18 protein-coding genes and 3 tRNA genes are annotated in these 17039 nt (G+C 57.3%); 13 read left to right on the top strand and 8 right to left on the bottom strand.

Going from position 1 to position 17039, the window contains the following annotated elements; all coding sequences use genetic code 11:
* Positions 1 to 92 precede the first annotated feature (92 nt).
* Both hpaB and hpaC read left to right on the top strand, forming a co-directional pair.
* Positions 93 to 1655 (top strand): 4-hydroxyphenylacetate 3-monooxygenase, oxygenase component, encoded by a 1563-nt coding sequence (gene hpaB, locus F8R23_RS14620; protein ID WP_129934163.1) that lies wholly within the window; start codon positions 93 to 95, stop codon positions 1653 to 1655.
* Positions 1656 to 1672: 17 nt separating this feature from the next.
* On the top strand, positions 1673 to 2188 hold the full coding sequence (gene hpaC / locus F8R23_RS14615; protein ID WP_129934164.1) for a 4-hydroxyphenylacetate 3-monooxygenase, reductase component: 516 nt from the start codon (positions 1673 to 1675) through the stop codon (positions 2186 to 2188).
* A 37-nt stretch (positions 2189 to 2225) separates the two neighbouring features.
* On the opposite strand, the gene ampH is transcribed toward hpaC, so the two are convergent.
* Positions 2226 to 3368, bottom strand: a complete 1143-nt coding sequence (gene ampH, locus F8R23_RS14610) for a D-alanyl-D-alanine-carboxypeptidase/endopeptidase AmpH (RefSeq protein ID WP_129937917.1) — start codon at positions 3366 to 3368, stop codon at positions 2226 to 2228.
* Between the two features lie 160 nt (positions 3369 to 3528).
* Complete coding sequence (locus F8R23_RS14605; protein ID WP_129934166.1) at positions 3529 to 4287, bottom strand: FadR/GntR family transcriptional regulator; 759 nt, start codon at positions 4285 to 4287, stop codon at positions 3529 to 3531.
* 235 nt (positions 4288 to 4522) lie between these two features.
* On the opposite strand from F8R23_RS14605, the gene F8R23_RS14600 reads away from it, so the two are divergent.
* The 7 genes from F8R23_RS14600 to fucP are packed head-to-tail and all read left to right on the top strand — an operon-like array spanning position 4523 to position 10706.
* Complete coding sequence (locus F8R23_RS14600) at positions 4523 to 5263, top strand: SDR family oxidoreductase (RefSeq protein ID WP_151415743.1); 741 nt, start codon at positions 4523 to 4525, stop codon at positions 5261 to 5263.
* Positions 5264 to 5317: 54 nt separating this feature from the next.
* A complete protein-coding gene (locus tag F8R23_RS14595) occupies positions 5318 to 6163 on the top strand; it encodes a fumarylacetoacetate hydrolase family protein (RefSeq protein ID WP_129934168.1) in 846 nt (281 codons plus the stop codon).
* 14 nt (positions 6164 to 6177) lie between these two features.
* Entirely contained in the window at positions 6178 to 7455 is a 1278-nt protein-coding gene (locus F8R23_RS14590) for an L-fuconate dehydratase (protein ID WP_151415742.1), read from the top strand.
* A 14-nt stretch (positions 7456 to 7469) separates the two neighbouring features.
* Positions 7470 to 8333: an amidohydrolase family protein gene (locus tag F8R23_RS14585; protein WP_129934318.1), complete on the top strand. Its 864-nt coding sequence runs from the start codon at positions 7470 to 7472 to the stop codon at positions 8331 to 8333.
* A complete protein-coding gene (locus F8R23_RS14580) occupies positions 8311 to 9087 on the top strand; it encodes an L-fucose dehydrogenase (protein ID WP_129934170.1) in 777 nt (258 codons plus the stop codon). Before F8R23_RS14585 ends, F8R23_RS14580 begins: the two co-directional genes overlap by 23 nt.
* Positions 9084 to 9443 carry an L-rhamnose mutarotase gene (locus tag F8R23_RS14575; RefSeq protein ID WP_112348488.1) on the top strand — a complete coding sequence of 120 codons (360 nt, stop codon included), beginning with the start codon at positions 9084 to 9086 and terminating at the stop codon, positions 9441 to 9443. The genes F8R23_RS14580 and F8R23_RS14575 overlap by 4 nt, the downstream gene beginning before the upstream one ends.
* Positions 9444 to 9476: 33 nt before the next feature.
* Positions 9477 to 10706, top strand: coding sequence for an L-fucose:H+ symporter permease (gene fucP / locus F8R23_RS14570; RefSeq protein ID WP_112348489.1), 1230 nt, complete (start codon positions 9477 to 9479; stop codon positions 10704 to 10706).
* Between the two features lie 17 nt (positions 10707 to 10723).
* Here the strand turns inward: fucP and F8R23_RS14565 are convergent, their stop codons facing one another.
* Entirely contained in the window at positions 10724 to 11797 is a 1074-nt protein-coding gene (locus F8R23_RS14565; protein ID WP_129934172.1) for a diguanylate cyclase, read from the bottom strand.
* Positions 11798 to 12060: 263 nt separating this feature from the next.
* Here F8R23_RS14565 and F8R23_RS14560 point away from each other — a divergent pair, with 263 nt between their 5' ends.
* Positions 12061 to 12345: a DUF1435 domain-containing protein gene (locus F8R23_RS14560; protein WP_037424165.1), complete on the top strand. Its 285-nt coding sequence runs from the start codon at positions 12061 to 12063 to the stop codon at positions 12343 to 12345.
* 83 nt (positions 12346 to 12428) lie between these two features.
* Here F8R23_RS14560 and F8R23_RS14555 read toward each other — a convergent pair.
* The 4 genes from F8R23_RS14555 to F8R23_RS14540 all read right to left on the bottom strand — a co-directional run bounded on the left by F8R23_RS14555 (position 12429) and on the right by F8R23_RS14540 (position 13784).
* Positions 12429 to 12515: transfer RNA gene (locus F8R23_RS14555), tRNA-Leu, on the bottom strand.
* 43 nt (positions 12516 to 12558) lie between these two features.
* Positions 12559 to 12645 (bottom strand) — tRNA-Leu (locus tag F8R23_RS14550).
* Between the two features lie 34 nt (positions 12646 to 12679).
* A tRNA-Leu gene (locus F8R23_RS14545) sits at positions 12680 to 12766 on the bottom strand.
* Between the two features lie 73 nt (positions 12767 to 12839).
* Positions 12840 to 13784 (bottom strand): LysR family transcriptional regulator, encoded by a 945-nt coding sequence (locus F8R23_RS14540; RefSeq protein ID WP_129934174.1) that lies wholly within the window; start codon positions 13782 to 13784, stop codon positions 12840 to 12842.
* A 130-nt stretch (positions 13785 to 13914) separates the two neighbouring features.
* On the opposite strand from F8R23_RS14540, the gene F8R23_RS14535 reads away from it, so the two are divergent.
* A complete protein-coding gene (locus F8R23_RS14535; RefSeq protein ID WP_151415741.1) occupies positions 13915 to 14907 on the top strand; it encodes an aldo/keto reductase in 993 nt (330 codons plus the stop codon).
* Between the two features lie 61 nt (positions 14908 to 14968).
* On the opposite strand, the gene rsmC is transcribed toward F8R23_RS14535, so the two are convergent.
* Entirely contained in the window at positions 14969 to 16012 is a 1044-nt protein-coding gene (gene rsmC / locus F8R23_RS14530; RefSeq protein WP_112348493.1) for a 16S rRNA (guanine(1207)-N(2))-methyltransferase RsmC, read from the bottom strand.
* 156 nt (positions 16013 to 16168) lie between these two features.
* Here rsmC and F8R23_RS14525 point away from each other — a divergent pair, with 156 nt between their 5' ends.
* Both F8R23_RS14525 and rimI read left to right on the top strand, forming a co-directional pair.
* Positions 16169 to 16606 (top strand): DNA polymerase III subunit psi, encoded by a 438-nt coding sequence (locus F8R23_RS14525; protein ID WP_085119608.1) that lies wholly within the window; start codon positions 16169 to 16171, stop codon positions 16604 to 16606.
* On the top strand, positions 16551 to 16994 hold the full coding sequence (rimI, locus tag F8R23_RS14520) for a ribosomal protein S18-alanine N-acetyltransferase (protein ID WP_129937912.1): 444 nt from the start codon (positions 16551 to 16553) through the stop codon (positions 16992 to 16994). Before F8R23_RS14525 ends, rimI begins: the two co-directional genes overlap by 56 nt.
* The last annotated feature ends 45 nt before the right edge of the window (positions 16995 to 17039 follow it).

The following is a 17039-nucleotide window of genomic DNA, read 5'->3' as shown; positions in this document are numbered from 1 at the left end:
GGGGGCTTCAATTAAGCAACCAAAAGAAAACATTATTTTAACAAGTGGCCGAGCCCACGGCCCCTAAAATACCGATTACGAGGAAGACTAAAATGAAACCTGAAGACTTTCGTGCTGACAACAAACGCCCGTTCACCGGTGACGAATACCTGAAGAGCTTGCAGGACGGCCGTGAAATTTATATCTATGGCGAGCGGGTGAAAGACGTGACTACCCATCCGGCATTCCGTAATGCGGCGGCCTCGGTCGGTCAACTGTACGACGCACTGCATGACCCGGTTAGCCAGGACCGCCTGTGCTGGGGGACCGATACCGGCAACGGCGGCTACACCCACAAATTCTTCCGCTATGCCCGCAGCCCGGAGGAGCTGCGTCAACAGCGTGACGCCATCGCCGACTGGTCGCGTCAGAGCTACGGCTGGATGGGGCGCACCCCGGACTACAAAGCGGCCTTCGGCTCCGCGCTGGGCGCTAATCCCGAGTTTTACGGCCAGTTCGCCGACAACGCCCGCCACTGGTACAAACGCATTCAGGAAACCGGGCTGTACTTTAACCACGCTATCGTCAACCCGCCGATTGACCGCCACAAGCCGGTCAACGAAGTAAAAGACGTGTTTATTCAGGTGGAAAAAGAGACCGACGCCGGCATTATCGTCAGTGGTGCCAAGGTGGTAGCGACCAACTCGGCGCTGACCCACTACAACTTTATCGGCTTCGGTTCGGCTCAGGTGATGGGTGATAACCCGGATTTCGCGCTGATGTTTGTCGCACCCATGGATGCCGAAGGGGTGAAACTGATCTCCCGCGCCTCCTATGAACTGGTGGCCGGTGCCACCGGATCGCCGTTCGATTACCCGCTCTCGAGCCGTTTTGATGAGAACGATGCGATCCTGATTATGGATCATGTGTTGATCCCGTGGGAAAACGTGCTGATCTACCGCGATTTCGACCGTTGTCGTCGCTGGAGCACCGAAGGGGGGTTTGCCCGCTTGTTCCCGTTACAGGCCTGTGTTCGCCTGGCGGTGAAGATGGACTTTATCACTGCGCTGCTGCAAAAGAGCCTGTCCTGTACCGGGGTGCTGGAGTTCCGGGGCGTGCAGGCCGATCTGGGCGAAGTGGTAGCCTGGCGCAATCTGTTCTGGTCGCTGACCGATGCGATGTGTGCCGAAGCCACCAAGTGGGAAAATGGCGCTTATCTGCCGGATTCCGCTGCGCTACAGACTTACCGCGTGATGGCACCAATGGCCTACGCCAAGGTGAAGAACATCATCGAAAAGAACGTCACCAGCGGCCTGATTTACCTACCGTCCAGCGTGCGTGACATGAATAACCCGGAGATCGACAAGTACCTGTCCCGCTATGTGCGCGGATCCGACGGTATGGATCACGTCGAGCGCATCAAGATCCTCAAGCTGATGTGGGATGCGATCGGCAGTGAGTTCGGTGGTCGTCACGAACTGTACGAGATCAACTATGCCGGCAGCCAGGATGAGATCCGCCTGCAGTGCCTGCGTCAGGCGCAGGGATCCGGCACCATGGGCAAGATGATGGAGATGGTCGACAAATGCCTGTCCGACTACGACCAGCACGGTTGGAAAGTGCCGCATCTGCATAACAACGACGATATTAATCAGTTGGATAGACTGCTTAAGTGATCCGCAAGGAGGTTTGTATGTCTCAGGAAAATGAACACCGTCTGCTGTTTCGCGACGCCATGGCCAGCCTGTCCGCAGCGGTGAATATCGTCACAACCGACGGCCCGGCAGGGCGCTGTGGTATCACTGCCACCGCGGTGTGCTCGGTGACCGATACACCACCGACGCTGCTGGTGTGCATAAACCGCAACAGCGCGATGAACCCGGTATTTCAGGCCAATCAGCGGCTGTGCGTCAACGTGTTGAACCATGAGCAGGAGCTGATGGCACGCCACTTTGCCGGTATGACCGAGGTCAGCATGGAAGAGCGTTTTCGTCTGGATGACTGGCAGAACGGCACACTGGGGCAGCCGGTGCTGCGTAACACGCTGGCCAGCCTGGAAGGGGAGATCGAGCAGATCCAGAGCATCGGCACCCATCAGGTGTATCTGGTGCAGATCCGCCAGATCGTGGTAAGCGCTGCCGGCAACGGGCTGATCTACTTCAAGCGCAACTTCCATCCGGTGATGCACGAAAGACTGGCTCTGGCCTGACTATAATGGGCGCAGCTCACCGCTGCGCCCCATGGCGTTAACTTTTATTCGCCGCCAAATCACTTACCAGCCGGTTCACCGGATCGCTCATGTTGGTGAATTTGCTTAGTTCCGAGCGGGTCACCACCACAAATACCCCGACGTTTTTTTGCGGGATCATCGCCATATAGGTAATAAAGCCGCCACCCCCGCCGGTTTTCTGAATAATCCCCGGCAACTCACCGTTCGGTGCCATATACACCCAGCCCAGCCCCAGCGCGCTGGCTTCACCCGGGACGTCCATGCCTTTTAGCGACACCAGATCGTTACGCTGGAAATACATGGTCTGTTCGCTGGCGGCGGTCGATTTACGTGAGCCGGAAACATTGGAGGTCAGGAACTGCTGCATCCAGCGCTGCATGTCGCGCGGCGTGGAGTAAACGCCGCCGCTGCCGGCCGCGGCAGTGGTATCACGGCAGGCGCTGGGGCCGGCTGAAGCCACCATCAGGCGTGAGCACTGTTCGGCACTTGGGGTGAGAGTGGTGTCGACCATGCCGAGCGGTGCGGTGATCTTTTCTTTCAGCAGGGCGCTGTAGGGTTTGCCCGCCGCACGCGACAGCGCGTCGGCCAGCAGGTCATACGCCAGGTTGGAATAAGAGGCACGTACGCCCGGTGGCACCGCGACGTTGGCATGTTCCAGCCACTGCCAGCGCTGTGCCTTGGTCGGCCAGGTAAAAACCGGTGTTTTCGGCGGCTTCTTGCCCGGTTGTTCACGCGGCAGTGCGCTGGTGTGGGTTGCCAGGTTCAGTAACGTGATCGGTTGGCGAGTGTTATAAGCCGGGACGTAAGCGCCTTGCGGGGCATATTTGCGCAGCGGATCGCTGAGCTTGACCCGGCCTTCTGCCGCCATCTTGACCATCACTTCGCTGGTCATTAGCTTGGTGATAGAGGCGATGCGGATCAGGGAATCCGGGCGCGGGCGCAGATTATTGCCGGGTTTGGTGTCGCCAAAACTGCGGTTAACCACCTGATTACCGTCGATCACCACCAGTGCCATCCCGGTGGCACCGCTGTTGTAGAAAATATGTTCGGCATACTGGTCGACAATTTGCGAGGCCAGCTGCGGTGCGGCGGCCTGTGCGGCCAGCGGGGCGGCACACAGGCTCAGCGCCAGCAATGAAGCGGAGAAAGAGTTCTTCAACGGTCGTTATCCATTTTAAAAGGCAACAGGGAGAGGCCGTGGCCGCAGTATGACCCGGTCTTATCTGTTGTCAGTGTAATGTGCCTCGGCCCTGGCTGCATGTGGAAAAAAGAGCGGTTTGATAAATAATTTTTCGCCGCCCTGATGATGCCGAATCGACTTACTGTGCGCGGGTGAAAATGGCGATCACCTGATCCAGATGGGCTTTCATCGCCTTGCGCGCACCGCGCACGTCACGCGCTTCGATCGCCGTTAAAATGGCCTGATGTTCCTGCTCAGAACGGTGCGACATATCGTCCGGCGTATAGTTGCGCTGCAGTACGCGGAACATGCTGCCATAGCGGTGGCCGAGCAGGTGGCCGATGATAAAGGCGTAGGCCGGGTTGCCGCTGGCCTGGGCGATGCGGATATGGAACAGCCGGTCGCCGGGGTGGGTGGCCGATCCTTCACGGTTATCACGGCAGTTTTGTTCGTAGGCGGCACGGATGCCTGCCAGCTCCTGGTCAGTAGCATGGCGGGCGGCCAGCGCGGCGGTTTCCGGTTCGATCAACAGGCGGGTTTGCAGCAGTGAGAAGGGCGGCAGCTCGGCATTAAAATCCAGCTCGATATTCAGCTCATCGTCGATTTCCGACCACTGACCGCGCCCGGCCTGTGCCATCACCGGTTCCTGCGAAATCATTACCGGCGTCTGCGCCCGGACGATCACCCCATTGCCGACTTTGACATCCACCAGACCAATCACTTCGAGTGCGATCAGCGCCTCACGCACGGAGGCCCGGCTGACCTGTAACTGCTGGGCCAGATCCCGCTCAGACGGCAGGCGACTGCCTGGTGGAAATTCATTATTATCGATGAGCCGTTTCAGTTGATCAGCTATCTGCCTGTAAATACGAGGGTTTTCCAGTCTGGTGATCGGCATTTTTTACCTTAGGCTGTTCGAAGTTAAGTGATGCTGCGCACAAATATTGCTCAAGCCGCTTGAGTAATCGTTATTCAAGTGTAAAAAATTGGTTAATCAAAATGCTGTTTTAAGTGTGTCTCATAACATTCTCACCAAACCATAACGCGTAAAGCGTATTTTGTCATGTTAAAGGTCCGACCTTTAAACGCCGTTAATGGCCTGACCATTAGGCCTTTAGGCCAAGGGAGCGAAAATGAATTTAACTGGAAAACGCGTGCTGATCACCGCCGCTGGACAGGGGATTGGCTTCAGTACCGCCAGGCTGTTTGCCGATGCGGGCGCCGAGGTGATCGCCACCGATATCAACACCGAACAACTGCAGGGGCTGCCCGGTATTCGACCGATGACGCTGAACGTGACCGATACCGCGGCAATCGCCGCGGCGGCGGAAACCCTGGGGCCGATAGACGTGCTGTTCAACTGCGCCGGTGTGGTACACAGCGGCTCGATCCTCGAGTGTAGCGAAGAGCAGTGGGCGTTTGCCCTCGATCTTAATGTGACGGCGATGTTCCACATGATCCGTGCCTTCTTGCCCGGCATGCTGGCGCGCAAAAACGGTTCGATTATCAACATGTCGTCGGTCGCTTCCAGCGTGAAAGGGGTGCCGAACCGCTTCGCTTACAGCGCCAGCAAGGCGGCGGTGATTGGCCTGACGCGTTCAGTGGCGGCGGATTACGTCACTCAGGGTATCCGGTGTAACGCCATTTGTCCCGGCACGGTGGAATCACCGTCGCTGCGCCAGCGTATTGCCGAACAGGCGCGTGAGCAGGGCTGCAGCGAAGAAGAGGTGTATCAGGCGTTTGTGGCCCGCCAGCCGATTGGCCGCATCGGTACCACCGGTGAGATTGCCCAGTTGGCGCTCTATCTGGCGTCCGACGCCAGTTCCTATACCACAGGTACGGTGCAGATTATTGACGGTGGCTGGAGCAACTGAGGCCCGGAACTCCAGGCAGTGACGCCCGACACATTTTTCTACAGTGAGGACAGGATGAAACTTTTACGCTATGGCGCACCGGGGCAGGAACGTCCGGGAATATTAGACAGTCAGGGGCAGATCCGTGACCTTTCACAGCATATCGCCGATCTGCGCGGTGAGGCACTGTTGCCCGACGCTTTGGACAAGCTGCGCGTGCTGGACATCAACCAACTGCCGACGGTGGCCGGACAGCCGCGTTTGGGGCCATGCGTGGGCCACATCGGCAAATTTATCTGCATTGGTCTGAATTATGCCGATCATGCGGCGGAAACCGGCGCGGCGATCCCTTCTGAGCCGGTGGTGTTCAGCAAGTGGACCAGCGCGGTGGTGGGGCCTAACGATCAGGTGCAAATTCCGCGTGACTCGCTCAAGACCGACTGGGAGGTGGAGCTGGGCGTGATCATTGGTCAGGGCGGACGCTATATCAGCGAGCAGGACGCGATGCAGCACGTCGCCGGCTACTGCGTGATTAACGACGTCTCGGAGCGTGAATTCCAGATCGAACGCGGCGGCACCTGGGACAAGGGCAAGGGGTGCGACACCTTTGGCCCCACCGGCCCCTGGTTGGTGACCGCCGATGAAATTGCCGATCCCCATAGCCTGAATCTGTGGCTGGAGGTGGACGGCAAGCGCTATCAAGACGGCAACACCAGCACCATGATCTTCCGCATTCCCCAAATCATCAGCTATCTGAGCCGCTTTATGAGCCTGCAGCCGGGCGATGTGATCTCTACCGGCACGCCACCGGGTGTCGGCATGGGGCAGAAGCCAACGCCGGTCTACCTGAAGGCCGGGCAGACGATGCGCCTGGGGATTGAAGGTTTGGGTGAACAGCATCAAACAACCGTACAAGCCTGATGGGGAGCACTGCCATGACGAAGATTACCGCACTGCGGGTTGAAGATATCCGCTTCCCCACCTCGCTGGCGCTGGACGGATCCGACGCGATGAATCCGGATCCGGATTACTCCGCTGCCTACGTGATCCTGGAGACCGATCGCGACGATCTGAGTGGACACGGGCTGACCTTTACCATTGGCCGCGGCAATGAGATCTGCTGCGCGGCGATCCGCGCGCTGGAGCATCAGATCGTCGGGGTGTCGCTGGAAGAGATCGCCGCCGATATGGGCGCTTTCTGGCGGTGTTTTACCAGTGACAGCCAGTTGCGCTGGATCGGCCCGGACAAGGGAGCGATCCACCTGGCGACCGGGGCGGTGATCAATGCGGTTTGGGATCTATGGGCCAAAGCCGAGGGCAAGCCGGTGTGGCGGCTGGTGGCCGAGATGACTCCCGAGGAGCTGGTGCGTTGCATTGATTTTCGCTACATCACCGACTGCATTACTCCGCAGGAAGCGCTCACCCTGCTCAGACAACGGGCGCAGGGCAAAGAACAGCGCCTGGAGCGGCTGCTGCAGGAGGGTTACCCCTGCTATACCACTTCCGCCGGCTGGCTGGGCTATCCGGACGACAAGCTGCGCCGGCTGTGTCAGGAAGCGGTCGATGCCGGTTTCTCTTACCTGAAGCTGAAGGTGGGACGCGATCTGGAAGATGATATCCGCCGGGTGCGCATTGCCCGCGAGGTAATCGGCCCCGATCGTCAACTGATGATCGATGCCAATCAGGTGTGGGAAGTCAACGACGCCATTCCCTGGGTGAAGCATCTGGCATTCGCCAAACCCTGGTTTATCGAAGAACCGACCAGCCCGGACGACGTGGAAGGGCATCGCCGTATCCGCGAAGGGGTGCATCCGGTCAAGGTGGCCACCGGTGAGATGTGTCAAAACCGCATCATGTTCAAGCAGTTCATCATGCGCGAGGCGATTGACGTGGTGCAGATAGATGCCTGCCGTCTTGGTGGCGTCAACGAAGTACTGGCGGTGATGCTGATGGCGGCCAAATACCAGCTGCCGGTGTGCCCGCATGCCGGGGGAGTGGGATTGTGCGAATACGTTCAGCATCTGTCGATGATCGACTATCTGTGCATTGCCGGTACCCACGACGGCCGGGTGATCGAATACGTCGATCATCTGCATGAACATTTTGTCCACCCTTGTGAGGTCAAGGGAGCGGCCTACATGCCGCCGCTCAATCCCGGTTATTCGATTGAGATGCATGCGGCGTCGCTCGAACAATACCGGTTCCGCGGTTGAACGGGCAACAGGCCATGCTGCGCATCGATGCCCATCAACATTACTGGCATTTCCATCCGCAACGTTATCCGTGGATCAACGAGCAGATGGCGGTGTTGCGACAGGATTTTGGCCCGAAACAGCTTGAACCCCTGCTGCAACAGCACGGTTTTGACGGTGCGCTGGTGGTGCAGGCCCGCCAGTGTGAGCAGGAAACCCAGACGTTGCTGGCGCAGGTGCAGCAAAGCCAAGGCGTATGCGGTGTCGTGGGCTGGCTGGACATCACCGCTCCCCGGTTGTCGCAAAAGCTGGAGGAACTGCAGCAACAGCCTTTGCTGCGCGGCTTGCGTCATCTGGTGCAGGACGAACCGCAGCCGGACGCCTGGCTGACACGGCCGGAAGTGCGGCGTGGTATGCAGGCGGTGCAGCGACAGGGGTATGTTTACGACATTTTGGTCACTCACCGGCATTTGTCGGCGGCGATGCAGTTTGCCGCCGAACATGACGATTACTGGCTGGTGCTGGACCATTTCGGCAAACCGGATATCGCCCGGGGTGCAGAACACTGGGCGCGGCAAATCAAACCCTTAGCGGCGTTGCCGCACGTGGTCTGCAAGCTGTCCGGGTTAATCACCGAAGCCCCCAACGGGCATTGGCAAGCCTCGCAGTTACTGCCGTTTTTTGAGGCGGCGCTGGAGGCGTTCGGTCCGCAGCGACTGATGTTCGGATCCGACTGGCCGGTGTGCCTGCTGGCCGGTGATTACGGCCAGGTTTATCAACTGAGTGAGCAGGCCATCGCCATGCTGAGTCCTTCGCAACAGGCGGAGATTTGGGGGGGGACGGCCTGCCGAATTTATGGGTTAACGGAGTCTGGTTATGGATCTGTATCTGAAAGATAAGGTGGTGATGGTGACCGGTGGCGGCTCCGGCATCGGTGCGGCTGTCTCCCAACTGCTGGCGGAAGAGGGGGCGATCCCGGTGATTGTCACTAATGCCGTGCCGGAGGCAGAGTTTTTGGCGCAGCTGCGTCGGTTGCAGCCGCAGAGCACGGTGATCATCACCGATTTGTGTGAAGAACATGACTGCCGGCGGGCGGTGGCACAAACACAAGAAACCTTCGGCCGTATCGATGCCTTGGTGAACAACGCCGGGGTTAACGACGGCGTGGGGCTGGAAGCCGGGCGGGAAGCCTTTGTCGGATCGCTGGAGAAAAACCTGATTCATTACTACCTGATGGCGCACCTGTGCCAGTCGGCGTTGCAAAGCAGTAAGGGAGCCATCGTCAATATTGCCTCCAAGACCGCACTCAGCGGGCAGGGCGGCACCAGTGGCTATACCGCCGCCAAGGGCGCGGTGCTGGCTTTGACGCGTGAGTGGGCGGTATCGCTCCGCCATCAAGGGGTCCGGGTGAATGCGGTGGTGCCGGCAGAAGTGATCACGCCGCAGTACCAGCGCTGGATCAATACCTTCGAGCAGCCGGAGCAGCAGCTTGAGAAAATTACCGCGCGCATTCCTTTCGAACAGCGGATGACCACGCCGCAGGAAATCGCCAACACCGTGGTGTTTCTGATCTCATCGCGTTCGTCACACACCACCGGGCAATGGGTGTCGGTGGACGGTGGCTATCTGCATCTCGACCGGGCGATCACATGAGTGGCGCGGCGGGAACGGGGCAGCGCTTTTGTCAAGCGCTCGATCTGGTCGATTCACCGGCTTTGATCGAGGAGTACCTGGTTCACCATCAGCGTATCTGGCCGGAGATTGCCGCCCACCTGCGTGAGCACGGTATTCAGGATATGGAGATTTACCGGCTGGGTACCCGGCTGTTCATGATCGTTGAAGTCAGTAGCGGGTTCGATGCCGAGCGGTTTAACGCCGCCGGTTTGAGCAATCCCCACGTGCAGCGCTGGGAAGCCCTGATGTGGCACTACCAGGTGGCCACCCCCTGGACGCCGCAAGGCGAAAAATGGGTGGAGATGGAGCGGATATTCTCTTTGCAAAAACAATAACACTGACATCGTTACCCTACCGAGGATATATCAATGCTTGCTGAAAAAACTGCTGCCCCCCCTCAGGTGGGCGCCAAGGCGACGGCCAATCTGCGCTGGGCTTTTATTTTGGTTACCAGCCTGTTCTTTATGTGGGGGCTGTCGTATGGCCTGTTGGACGTATTAAATAAACACTTTCAGGAAACCCTGCACGTTACCAAAGCGCAATCGGGATTATTACAGGCGGCGTATTTTGGTGCCTACTTCCTGGTGGCGCTGCCCGCCGGCTATTTTATGGACAAGAAAGGCTACAAGGCCGGCATTCTGATCGGGCTGTGCCTGTATGCGTTGGGGGCATTGCTGTTTGTACCGGCGGCCTCCGCCAACAGTTTTGGCATGTTCCTGTTCGCGCTGTTTGTGATTGCCTGCGGGCTGGGTTGCCTGGAAACTGCAGCCAACCCTTATGCCACGGTATTGGGGGACGCACAGGGGGCCGAACGGCGGCTGAACCTGTCCCAGTCGTTTAACGGATTAGGGCAGTTTATCGGCCCGATGATCGGCGGTACGCTGTTTTTCTCTGCCACCCAGGGGCCGAGCAGCGGTGACCAAAGTGCGGTGAAGATGACCTATGTGGCGATCGCCGTGCTGGTACTGCTGATTGCCTTTTTATTCAGCCGCACCCGCTTGCCGGACATTCGCGAGGAAGAGCAACCGGAGCACGGTGAAATTGCCCAGGGGCTTTGGCAGCACAAGCACTTTGTTGGCGGCGTGATTACCCAGTTCTTCTACGTGGCGGCACAGGTCGGGGTCGGTGCGTTCTTTATTAACTACGCCACCGAACACTGGAGCGATGTTTCCAACCAAAGCGCGTCCTATTTGCTCTCCATCGCCATGATTTGCTTTATGGTGGGGCGCTTCTTCAGCACCTGGCTGATGGGCAGGGTCAAGCCGGCCACGCTGCTGATGATTTACTCGCTGGTTAACATTGTGCTGTGCGGTGTGGTCATGCTCAGTATGGATGGGATCTCGGTAGTGGCGCTGATCGCCGTATTCTTCTTTATGTCGATCATGTTCCCGACCATTTTCGCCCTCGGGGTGAAAAACATGGGTAAACACACCAAGCGCGCCAGTTCCTTTATGATCATGGCGATCGTTGGCGGTGCCATCATGCCTTACTTTATGGGGGCACTGGCGGATCGCTACAGCACCGCGTTGTCGTATTTCCTGCCGCTACTGTGCTTCGCCGTGGTATTTGTTTACGGTCTGCAGCAGCGCCGTCGCTAAGCTCACTGCCCGCCGGCTCACACAGCGGCGGGCTGAATGCTGGGTGCCAGCTGAATATTATTGCGCCCGTTGTTTTTCGCCTGATATAACGCGGCGTCGGCCGCCCGGATCGCCGAGGCGACATCCAGCTTGTTCAGCGCGGAAATCCCTGCACTGAGCGTGACTGTGGTGGTTTCAAATTGGTTAAAGCGATGGGGAATTTTTAGTTCCTGCACCCGCTGCCGCACCCTTTCAGCCACCTGGGTGGCGTAATCCTCACTCACATTGGTCAGCAGCACCAGGAACTCTTCCCCGCCGTAGCGCACCACGATATCGCGCGAACGCACCGAATCGCGGATAGCGATGGCCACCTGCACCAGCGCCTGGTCACCCATGGTGTGACCATAGCTATCGTTATAAGCCTTGAAGTGATCGATATCGAGCAACACCACGAAATGACAGTCCGACGGAGGCGTCGGCAACATAGTGATTTTATTCTCCAGACCACGGCGGTTATAAAGCCCGGTTAAGGGGTCGATCATGCTTAAATTGCTGAATCTGTCCCGTTCGTTATACAGATTCGCCACCAGCGTTTGAGTAAAGAGTTCGCTGCGTTTGAGCATCAGGTGATGGATGGAGAATGCGATAATTGGCAAGAGCGTAGTGAATACAATCCGCATGGTATTGTGCATGCCGTCGAGTAATAGAATGACTAATGCTGATGGAACGGCATGCAGGCAAAAGGCGATAAAGTTATCGGTCAAGGCAATGGCACTGATAAAGAACATACTGAACAGACTAATTAATAGAAAACTTTGATTGTTCGGCGCACAGTGCTGACTTTTAAGGTAAATATGCGCCGCCCACAGCAGGCCGAGCACGCAGGAAAATAGATTCAGTTTTTTGACGTATAACCGCGGAGACTGCAGGGTAAATAACAGTGCTGCCAGACAAAATAGCGGTATACCTATTAAAGGTAGGGTAAAAGCGGGTTTGTTTTGAAATGGGACTAATAAAGTAAATACGGAAGAGGCAGCGTTCATCAATAAAAATAAAAATAATGATAAGCGGTGTTTGCTGTTCAGCAGTTCCTGATAAGAACGCGCGTTCATACGGGGTTCACTCTTTACAATATCGATCTGTCGAAAAATTAAGGTTGCGAAAAATTCTGTTGGTGTGAATTAAACACCCGCATTGTATGGTTGTAGATTGTGATTATTAACATGCGAATAAGACTAAGAATTTTCTTATGGCAAACTATCATTTTTCAACCGCTGTGTCATCCGGGTTTGGTTGTTGCGGCGAAAATGATGCGCAGTGAAAAAAAGTGGTATATGATATTGGTTCTCATTATCACTTGAAGGGTAGGGTTATCATGATTGCAGCCATGATTACCGCGTGTGGATTGTGGGGCGTCAGTTGGTGCCTCGGCAACCGTTTGGCCAGCGCCTGGGGCGTTTTACTGCCATGCGCCTTGATGCCGTTACTGGCATTGATCAACCTGGATATGATGCAACTGCGCACGCTGATTGTGATCGCTATGCTGGCCACATTGGTGATGCTGTTCAACAGTCGCTGGCGACACTACCTGTTGTTGCCTTCCTGCATGGCACTGGCCGGCGGATTGGCCGCGATCGGTCTGAACTTCAATCTGGGCTGAAAACGCAAAACCACGCTTTCGCGTGTTCTTCATCGTTTCGATTGGGGATTTCTTTGGGGATATTACCGGAGAGAGTTATCGATTGGTGCGAAGAGAGGGACTTGAACCCTCACGTCCGTAAGAACACTAACACCTGAAGCTAGCGCGTCTACCAATTCCGCCACCTTCGCACAGCCGATATCTTTACTTTGCTTTCGATTTATATCACCAGCTTGGTGCGAAGAGAGGGACTTGAACCCTCACGTCCGTAAGAACACTAACACCTGAAGCTAGCGCGTCTACCAATTCCGCCACCTTCGCATTGATGCTGTGCAATATAAATCATGTGGTTATTTGGTGCGAAGAGAGGGACTTGAACCCTCACGTCCGTAAGGACACTAACACCTGAAGCTAGCGCGTCTACCAATTCCGCCACCTTCGCATTCCAAGAAACATTACCGGAGTAACGTTACCACGGAGGCGAATTCTAGAGATTTTGGCGGGGACGTCAATAGTTATTTCCCCTGTTTGCGGGCGTTTGCTGGAAAAACGTCCGTTTTAGGTGATTGGTACTGCTCAAACAGCCAAATCAGCCAGTCAATCAATACCCTGACCCGGGGCGCAAGGAACCGACCGGGGGGATACATGATGTAAATTGGCATTGGCGGCGGCGGGGTGTCTGCCAGCACTTCGACTAATTCCCCTTTCTGCAGCCAGGGTGCCAGCGAGTAGTGCGCCGCCTGTATCAGCCCCATGCCGGCACGACAGCCACTGGTGTAAGCGTCGGCCCCGCTGACGCTTAACCTGGCGGGCAAATCGCGTAACTCCACTTTGCCGTTGCGGCAAAACTCCAGCGGGTAATTGCGGTTACTGGTGAGGGAAAAATAACCCACCGCCTGATGCTGCTGCAATTGGTCAATCGACTGGGGTACGCCGAACGCAGCCAGATAGCCGGGAGAGGCGCAGGTCAGCTGTGGCAGCATGGCGATGCGCCGCGCCACCAGGCTGTCATCTTCGGTTTCCCAGGCGCGCAGCACGCAATCCACTCCCTCACGCAGCAAATCCACATGAGTGTCGTTGGCGCCCAATGCCAGAGTCAGATCCGGATAGCGCTGGTAAAAGTCATCCAGGGCGGGGATCACGATTTCACGCGCCAGCGAATGGGGCATATCAATGCGCACCTTGCCGGAGGGCTGCAGTTTATGGTGGCTGAACAGCGTGTCCGCCTCTTCCAGCGCACCCAGCAACTGCACGCAGCGCTGATAATAAAGCGTACCTTCGCTGGTCACCTGGACCTGGCGGGTGGTGCGGATCAACAGGCGGACGCCGAGGCGCTGCTCGAGCCGCTTGAGCGCATTGCTGACCGTGGCACGTGGCAGTTGCAAGCGTTCGGCCGCCCGGCTGAAGCTGCCCAGTTCGACAATGCGGGTGAAAATGCGCATGGCCTGGATCTGATCCATCTTGCCGCTCCCTATTGTTAGCGATATATGAACAGTGATGAGCAATCTGCATTATTTATCTTTTCAGGGTAAACAACCAGACTCTGTTGCACCAGCACTCCGCTGAGACCAACCGCATGAGGGCAACACAATGCAACAACGCCAATTAGGTCCCAATGGCCCGATCGTTTCCGCCCTGGGTCTGGGCTGCATGGGGATGAGTGATTTTTATTCGACGGCGCAGGATGAACAAGAAGCCATTGCTACCCTGCATCGGGCGCTGGAGCTGGGGGTGACCCTGCTGGACACCGCCGACATGTACGGGCCGCACACCAATGAACAGTTGATTGGCAAAGCGATCAAGGGCAAACGGCAGCAGGTCTTCCTGGCCACCAAATTTGGCATCCTGCGCGATCCGGCCGATCCCAGCGCCCGGGGCGTCAGCAGTCGGCCGGAGTATATCCGTCGTTCGGTGGAGGGCAGCCTGCAACGGCTTGGGGTCGAGGTGATCGATCTTTATTACCAGCATCGGGTGGATCCTGAGGTGCCGATCGAGGAGGTGGTTGGCACCATGGCGGATCTAATAAGCGAAGGTAAAATCCGCTACATCGGGTTGAGTGAGGCTTCGGTCGCTACGCTGGAGCGTGCACATAAGGTACATCCGATAACCGCTTTGCAGACCGAGTATTCATTGTGGACGCGTGATGCCGAGCAAGGGGTATTGGCGGCCTGTGAGCGGCTGGGCATTGGTTTTGTTCCTTACAGTCCACTGGGCAGAGGTTTCCTGACCGGGGCGATCCAGCGGCCGGAAGATTTGGACGCCGACGACTTCCGCCGCAGCAATCCGCGCTTCCAGGGGGAAAACTTTGCCCGCAATCTGGCGCTGGTGGAGAAAGTGACCGCACTGGCCAAACAGAAAGGCGTGGCGCCGTCACAGCTGGCGTTGGCCTGGGTATTGGCGCAGGGCCAACATATCGTGCCGATCCCGGGTACCAAGCGCCGTCGTTATCTGGAAGAGAACATTGCGGCGGCCGAATTGACGCTGAACAAGGCGGAGCTGGCGGCGATTGAGGCGGTGTTCCCATTGCAGGCGGCGGCAGGCGCACGCTACGGCGCAGAGTCGATGACCTATATCAACGGTTAAAAAAAGGGCGCGGCGTGTGAACGCTGCGCCCTGATAGCCGATATTCGTGAGTCGGGGGGACTTACTTTTTCTTCTTGCCATCGCGTGGCGCACGGGCAACGGTTGCCTGGTACACCTTGAAGCGGCCGTTTTGTGCCAGCACTTCATGGCTGCCGAAGGTGGCATCCAGAATGTCCGGGTACGGCAGGAAGGCGTTAGCCACGATGCGCAGACGACCGCCGATAGGCAGGTGCTTTAACGCACCGCGGATCAGGGTTTCCGCGGCGGTCAGGCTGGTTTGCAACCCATCATGGAACGGCGGGTTGGAGATGATCAGATCGAAACGGCCGGTAATGTCGGAATAGACGTTACTGACGATCACTTCACCTTCAATGCCGTTGGCGGCCAGCGTCGCGCGGCTGGATTCAATGGCTGCGGCGTTGACGTCGCTGAGGGTCAGCTTCATTTTTGGCGACAGTTTGGACAGCACCGAGGCCATTACGCCGGCACCACAACCCACGTCCAGCACTTTGCCTTTCATGTGTTTATCCAGGGTCGACAGCAGCAGTGAGCTGCCAACATCCAGCCCGTCGCGGCTGAACACGCCCGGCAGGGTTTTCACTTCCAGATCGTGCAACTGATAGCTTTCCCACCAGTCTTCCAGGTTGAATTCGGTCTGGGTATCCAGACGACCGTGATACAGGCCACAGCGGCGGGCGCTGTCGATTTTAACCAGTGTGGCGTAGTCTTCCACCATCTGATCTGCGCTGCGCACGCCGCTGCGGTTCTCACCCACCACGAACACGTCAGTGCCTACCGGCAGCAATGCCAGAATGTTGCACAGCTGGAATTGCGCTTCCTGTTTGCTCTTCGGCCAGTAGTAGATCAGCGTATCGCACTCGGCGACGAACGCGGCATCTACGGTCAGGCCGTACTGCACGTTGTCACCCATCGCCCGGTTCAGTAACTGCCAGTGATGGTATTGCTGGGTATGGACACGCACATCCGCGGCCTCAAATTGGGCCGGCAGGGCGTCCTGCAGGTCACCGGCGAACAGAACGCGGCGTTCGATAAACTCATCACTGTGGCGCAGCATGACTTCACTGGCGGGGGTTAATGCAGACATCAGGTTTTGGCTCCTAGAAATTAGACCGGGGATTATAGAGCTTTGTGGCGATATGTTCGACGGGTTTGTTGGCGCAGGCCGCGCGGGTTTGTTAGCATAGCGCGGCGCATGGCAGGCATGGCGCACCACAACGGGTAGATCCTGACAGGAATCGGCATGGCATCAAAACGCGACTGGCTGTTACAACAACTGGGTATTACGCAGTGGACATTGCGCCGCCCGGGCGTGTTGCAGGGCGAAGTGGCGGTCAGTCTGCCACCCGAGGTGCGTTTGCTGATCGTGGCGCAGGCGTTGCCTGAACCTAACGATCCACTGTTTTGCGACGTGCTGCGCAGCCTGGGGCTGACCCCGGCACAAACTTATGCCCTGACGCCGGACCAGGTGGCGATGTTACCTGAGGATACCGAATGCAACAGTTGGCGGTTGGGCGTTGCGGAGCCGCTTGCGGTGGCCGGCGCGCAACTACACAGCCCGGCACTGGCCGAGCTTTCTCTCGATGCGAGTGCCAAACGCGCACTCTGGCAGCAGATTTGTCATCATGAACACTATTTCTACCCTGACCGCGGCCGACCTGGCCACAGCCTTCAAGATTGAGCAAGCCAGCCACAACTTTCCCTGGACGCAGGCCACCCTTACCAGTAATCAGGGCGATCGCTACCTTAACCTGAAATTGGAAGCCGACGGGCAGATGGCGGGTTTTGCCATCACCCAAATCGTGCTGGATGAAGCCACGCTGTTCAACATCGCCATTCATCCCGACTGGCAACGGCGAGGGTTCGGCCGTCAATTGCTGGAAGCGCTGATTGCAGAACTGGAACCCCGTGGCGTGTTTACGCTGTGGCTGGAAGTGCGTGCCTCCAACCGTGCCGCCATCGCGCTGTACGAAGATCTCGGCTTTAATGAAGTGACCATCCGTCGTAACTACTACCCTGTTGCCCATGGGCGTGAAGACGCGATAGTCATGGCGCTGCCGTTGGCATAGCGAATATCTCGATCCTAACTTTCCCGCCGGGAAAAGCATTGATTG

Source organism: Serratia proteamaculans, from assembly GCF_008830365.1.
Taxonomy (GTDB): Bacteria; Pseudomonadota; Gammaproteobacteria; order Enterobacterales; family Enterobacteriaceae; genus Serratia; species Serratia proteamaculans.
This window is presented reverse-complemented; position numbering and strand designations above follow the sequence as displayed.

Bases quoted from the DNA above. Each gene is read 5' to 3' on its own strand.
- rimI (WP_129937912.1), top strand. From the start codon at position 16,551: ATGAACACTATTTCTACCCTGACCGCGGCCGACCTGGCCACAGCCTTC.
- F8R23_RS14575 (WP_112348488.1), top strand. From the start codon at position 9,084: ATGAGTGGCGCGGCGGGAACGGGGCAGCGCTTTTGTCAAGCGCTCGAT.
- F8R23_RS14565 (WP_129934172.1), bottom strand. From the start codon at position 11,797: ATGAACGCGCGTTCTTATCAGGAACTGCTGAACAGCAAACACCGCTTA.
- F8R23_RS14605 (WP_129934166.1), bottom strand. From the start codon at position 4,287: ATGCCGATCACCAGACTGGAAAACCCTCGTATTTACAGGCAGATAGCT.
- rsmC (WP_112348493.1), bottom strand. From the start codon at position 16,012: ATGTCTGCATTAACCCCCGCCAGTGAAGTCATGCTGCGCCACAGTGAT.
- F8R23_RS14560 (WP_037424165.1), top strand. From the start codon at position 12,061: ATGATTGCAGCCATGATTACCGCGTGTGGATTGTGGGGCGTCAGTTGG.
- F8R23_RS14595 (WP_129934168.1), top strand. From the start codon at position 5,318: ATGAAACTTTTACGCTATGGCGCACCGGGGCAGGAACGTCCGGGAATA.
- F8R23_RS14590 (WP_151415742.1), top strand. From the start codon at position 6,178: ATGACGAAGATTACCGCACTGCGGGTTGAAGATATCCGCTTCCCCACC.
- F8R23_RS14525 (WP_085119608.1), top strand. From the start codon at position 16,169: ATGGCATCAAAACGCGACTGGCTGTTACAACAACTGGGTATTACGCAG.
- F8R23_RS14535 (WP_151415741.1), top strand. From the start codon at position 13,915: ATGCAACAACGCCAATTAGGTCCCAATGGCCCGATCGTTTCCGCCCTG.
- fucP (WP_112348489.1), top strand. From the start codon at position 9,477: ATGCTTGCTGAAAAAACTGCTGCCCCCCCTCAGGTGGGCGCCAAGGCG.
- F8R23_RS14585 (WP_129934318.1), top strand. From the start codon at position 7,470: ATGCTGCGCATCGATGCCCATCAACATTACTGGCATTTCCATCCGCAA.
- hpaC (WP_129934164.1), top strand. From the start codon at position 1,673: ATGTCTCAGGAAAATGAACACCGTCTGCTGTTTCGCGACGCCATGGCC.
- F8R23_RS14540 (WP_129934174.1), bottom strand. From the start codon at position 13,784: ATGGATCAGATCCAGGCCATGCGCATTTTCACCCGCATTGTCGAACTG.
- F8R23_RS14580 (WP_129934170.1), top strand. From the start codon at position 8,311: ATGGATCTGTATCTGAAAGATAAGGTGGTGATGGTGACCGGTGGCGGC.
- F8R23_RS14600 (WP_151415743.1), top strand. From the start codon at position 4,523: ATGAATTTAACTGGAAAACGCGTGCTGATCACCGCCGCTGGACAGGGG.
- hpaB (WP_129934163.1), top strand. From the start codon at position 93: ATGAAACCTGAAGACTTTCGTGCTGACAACAAACGCCCGTTCACCGGT.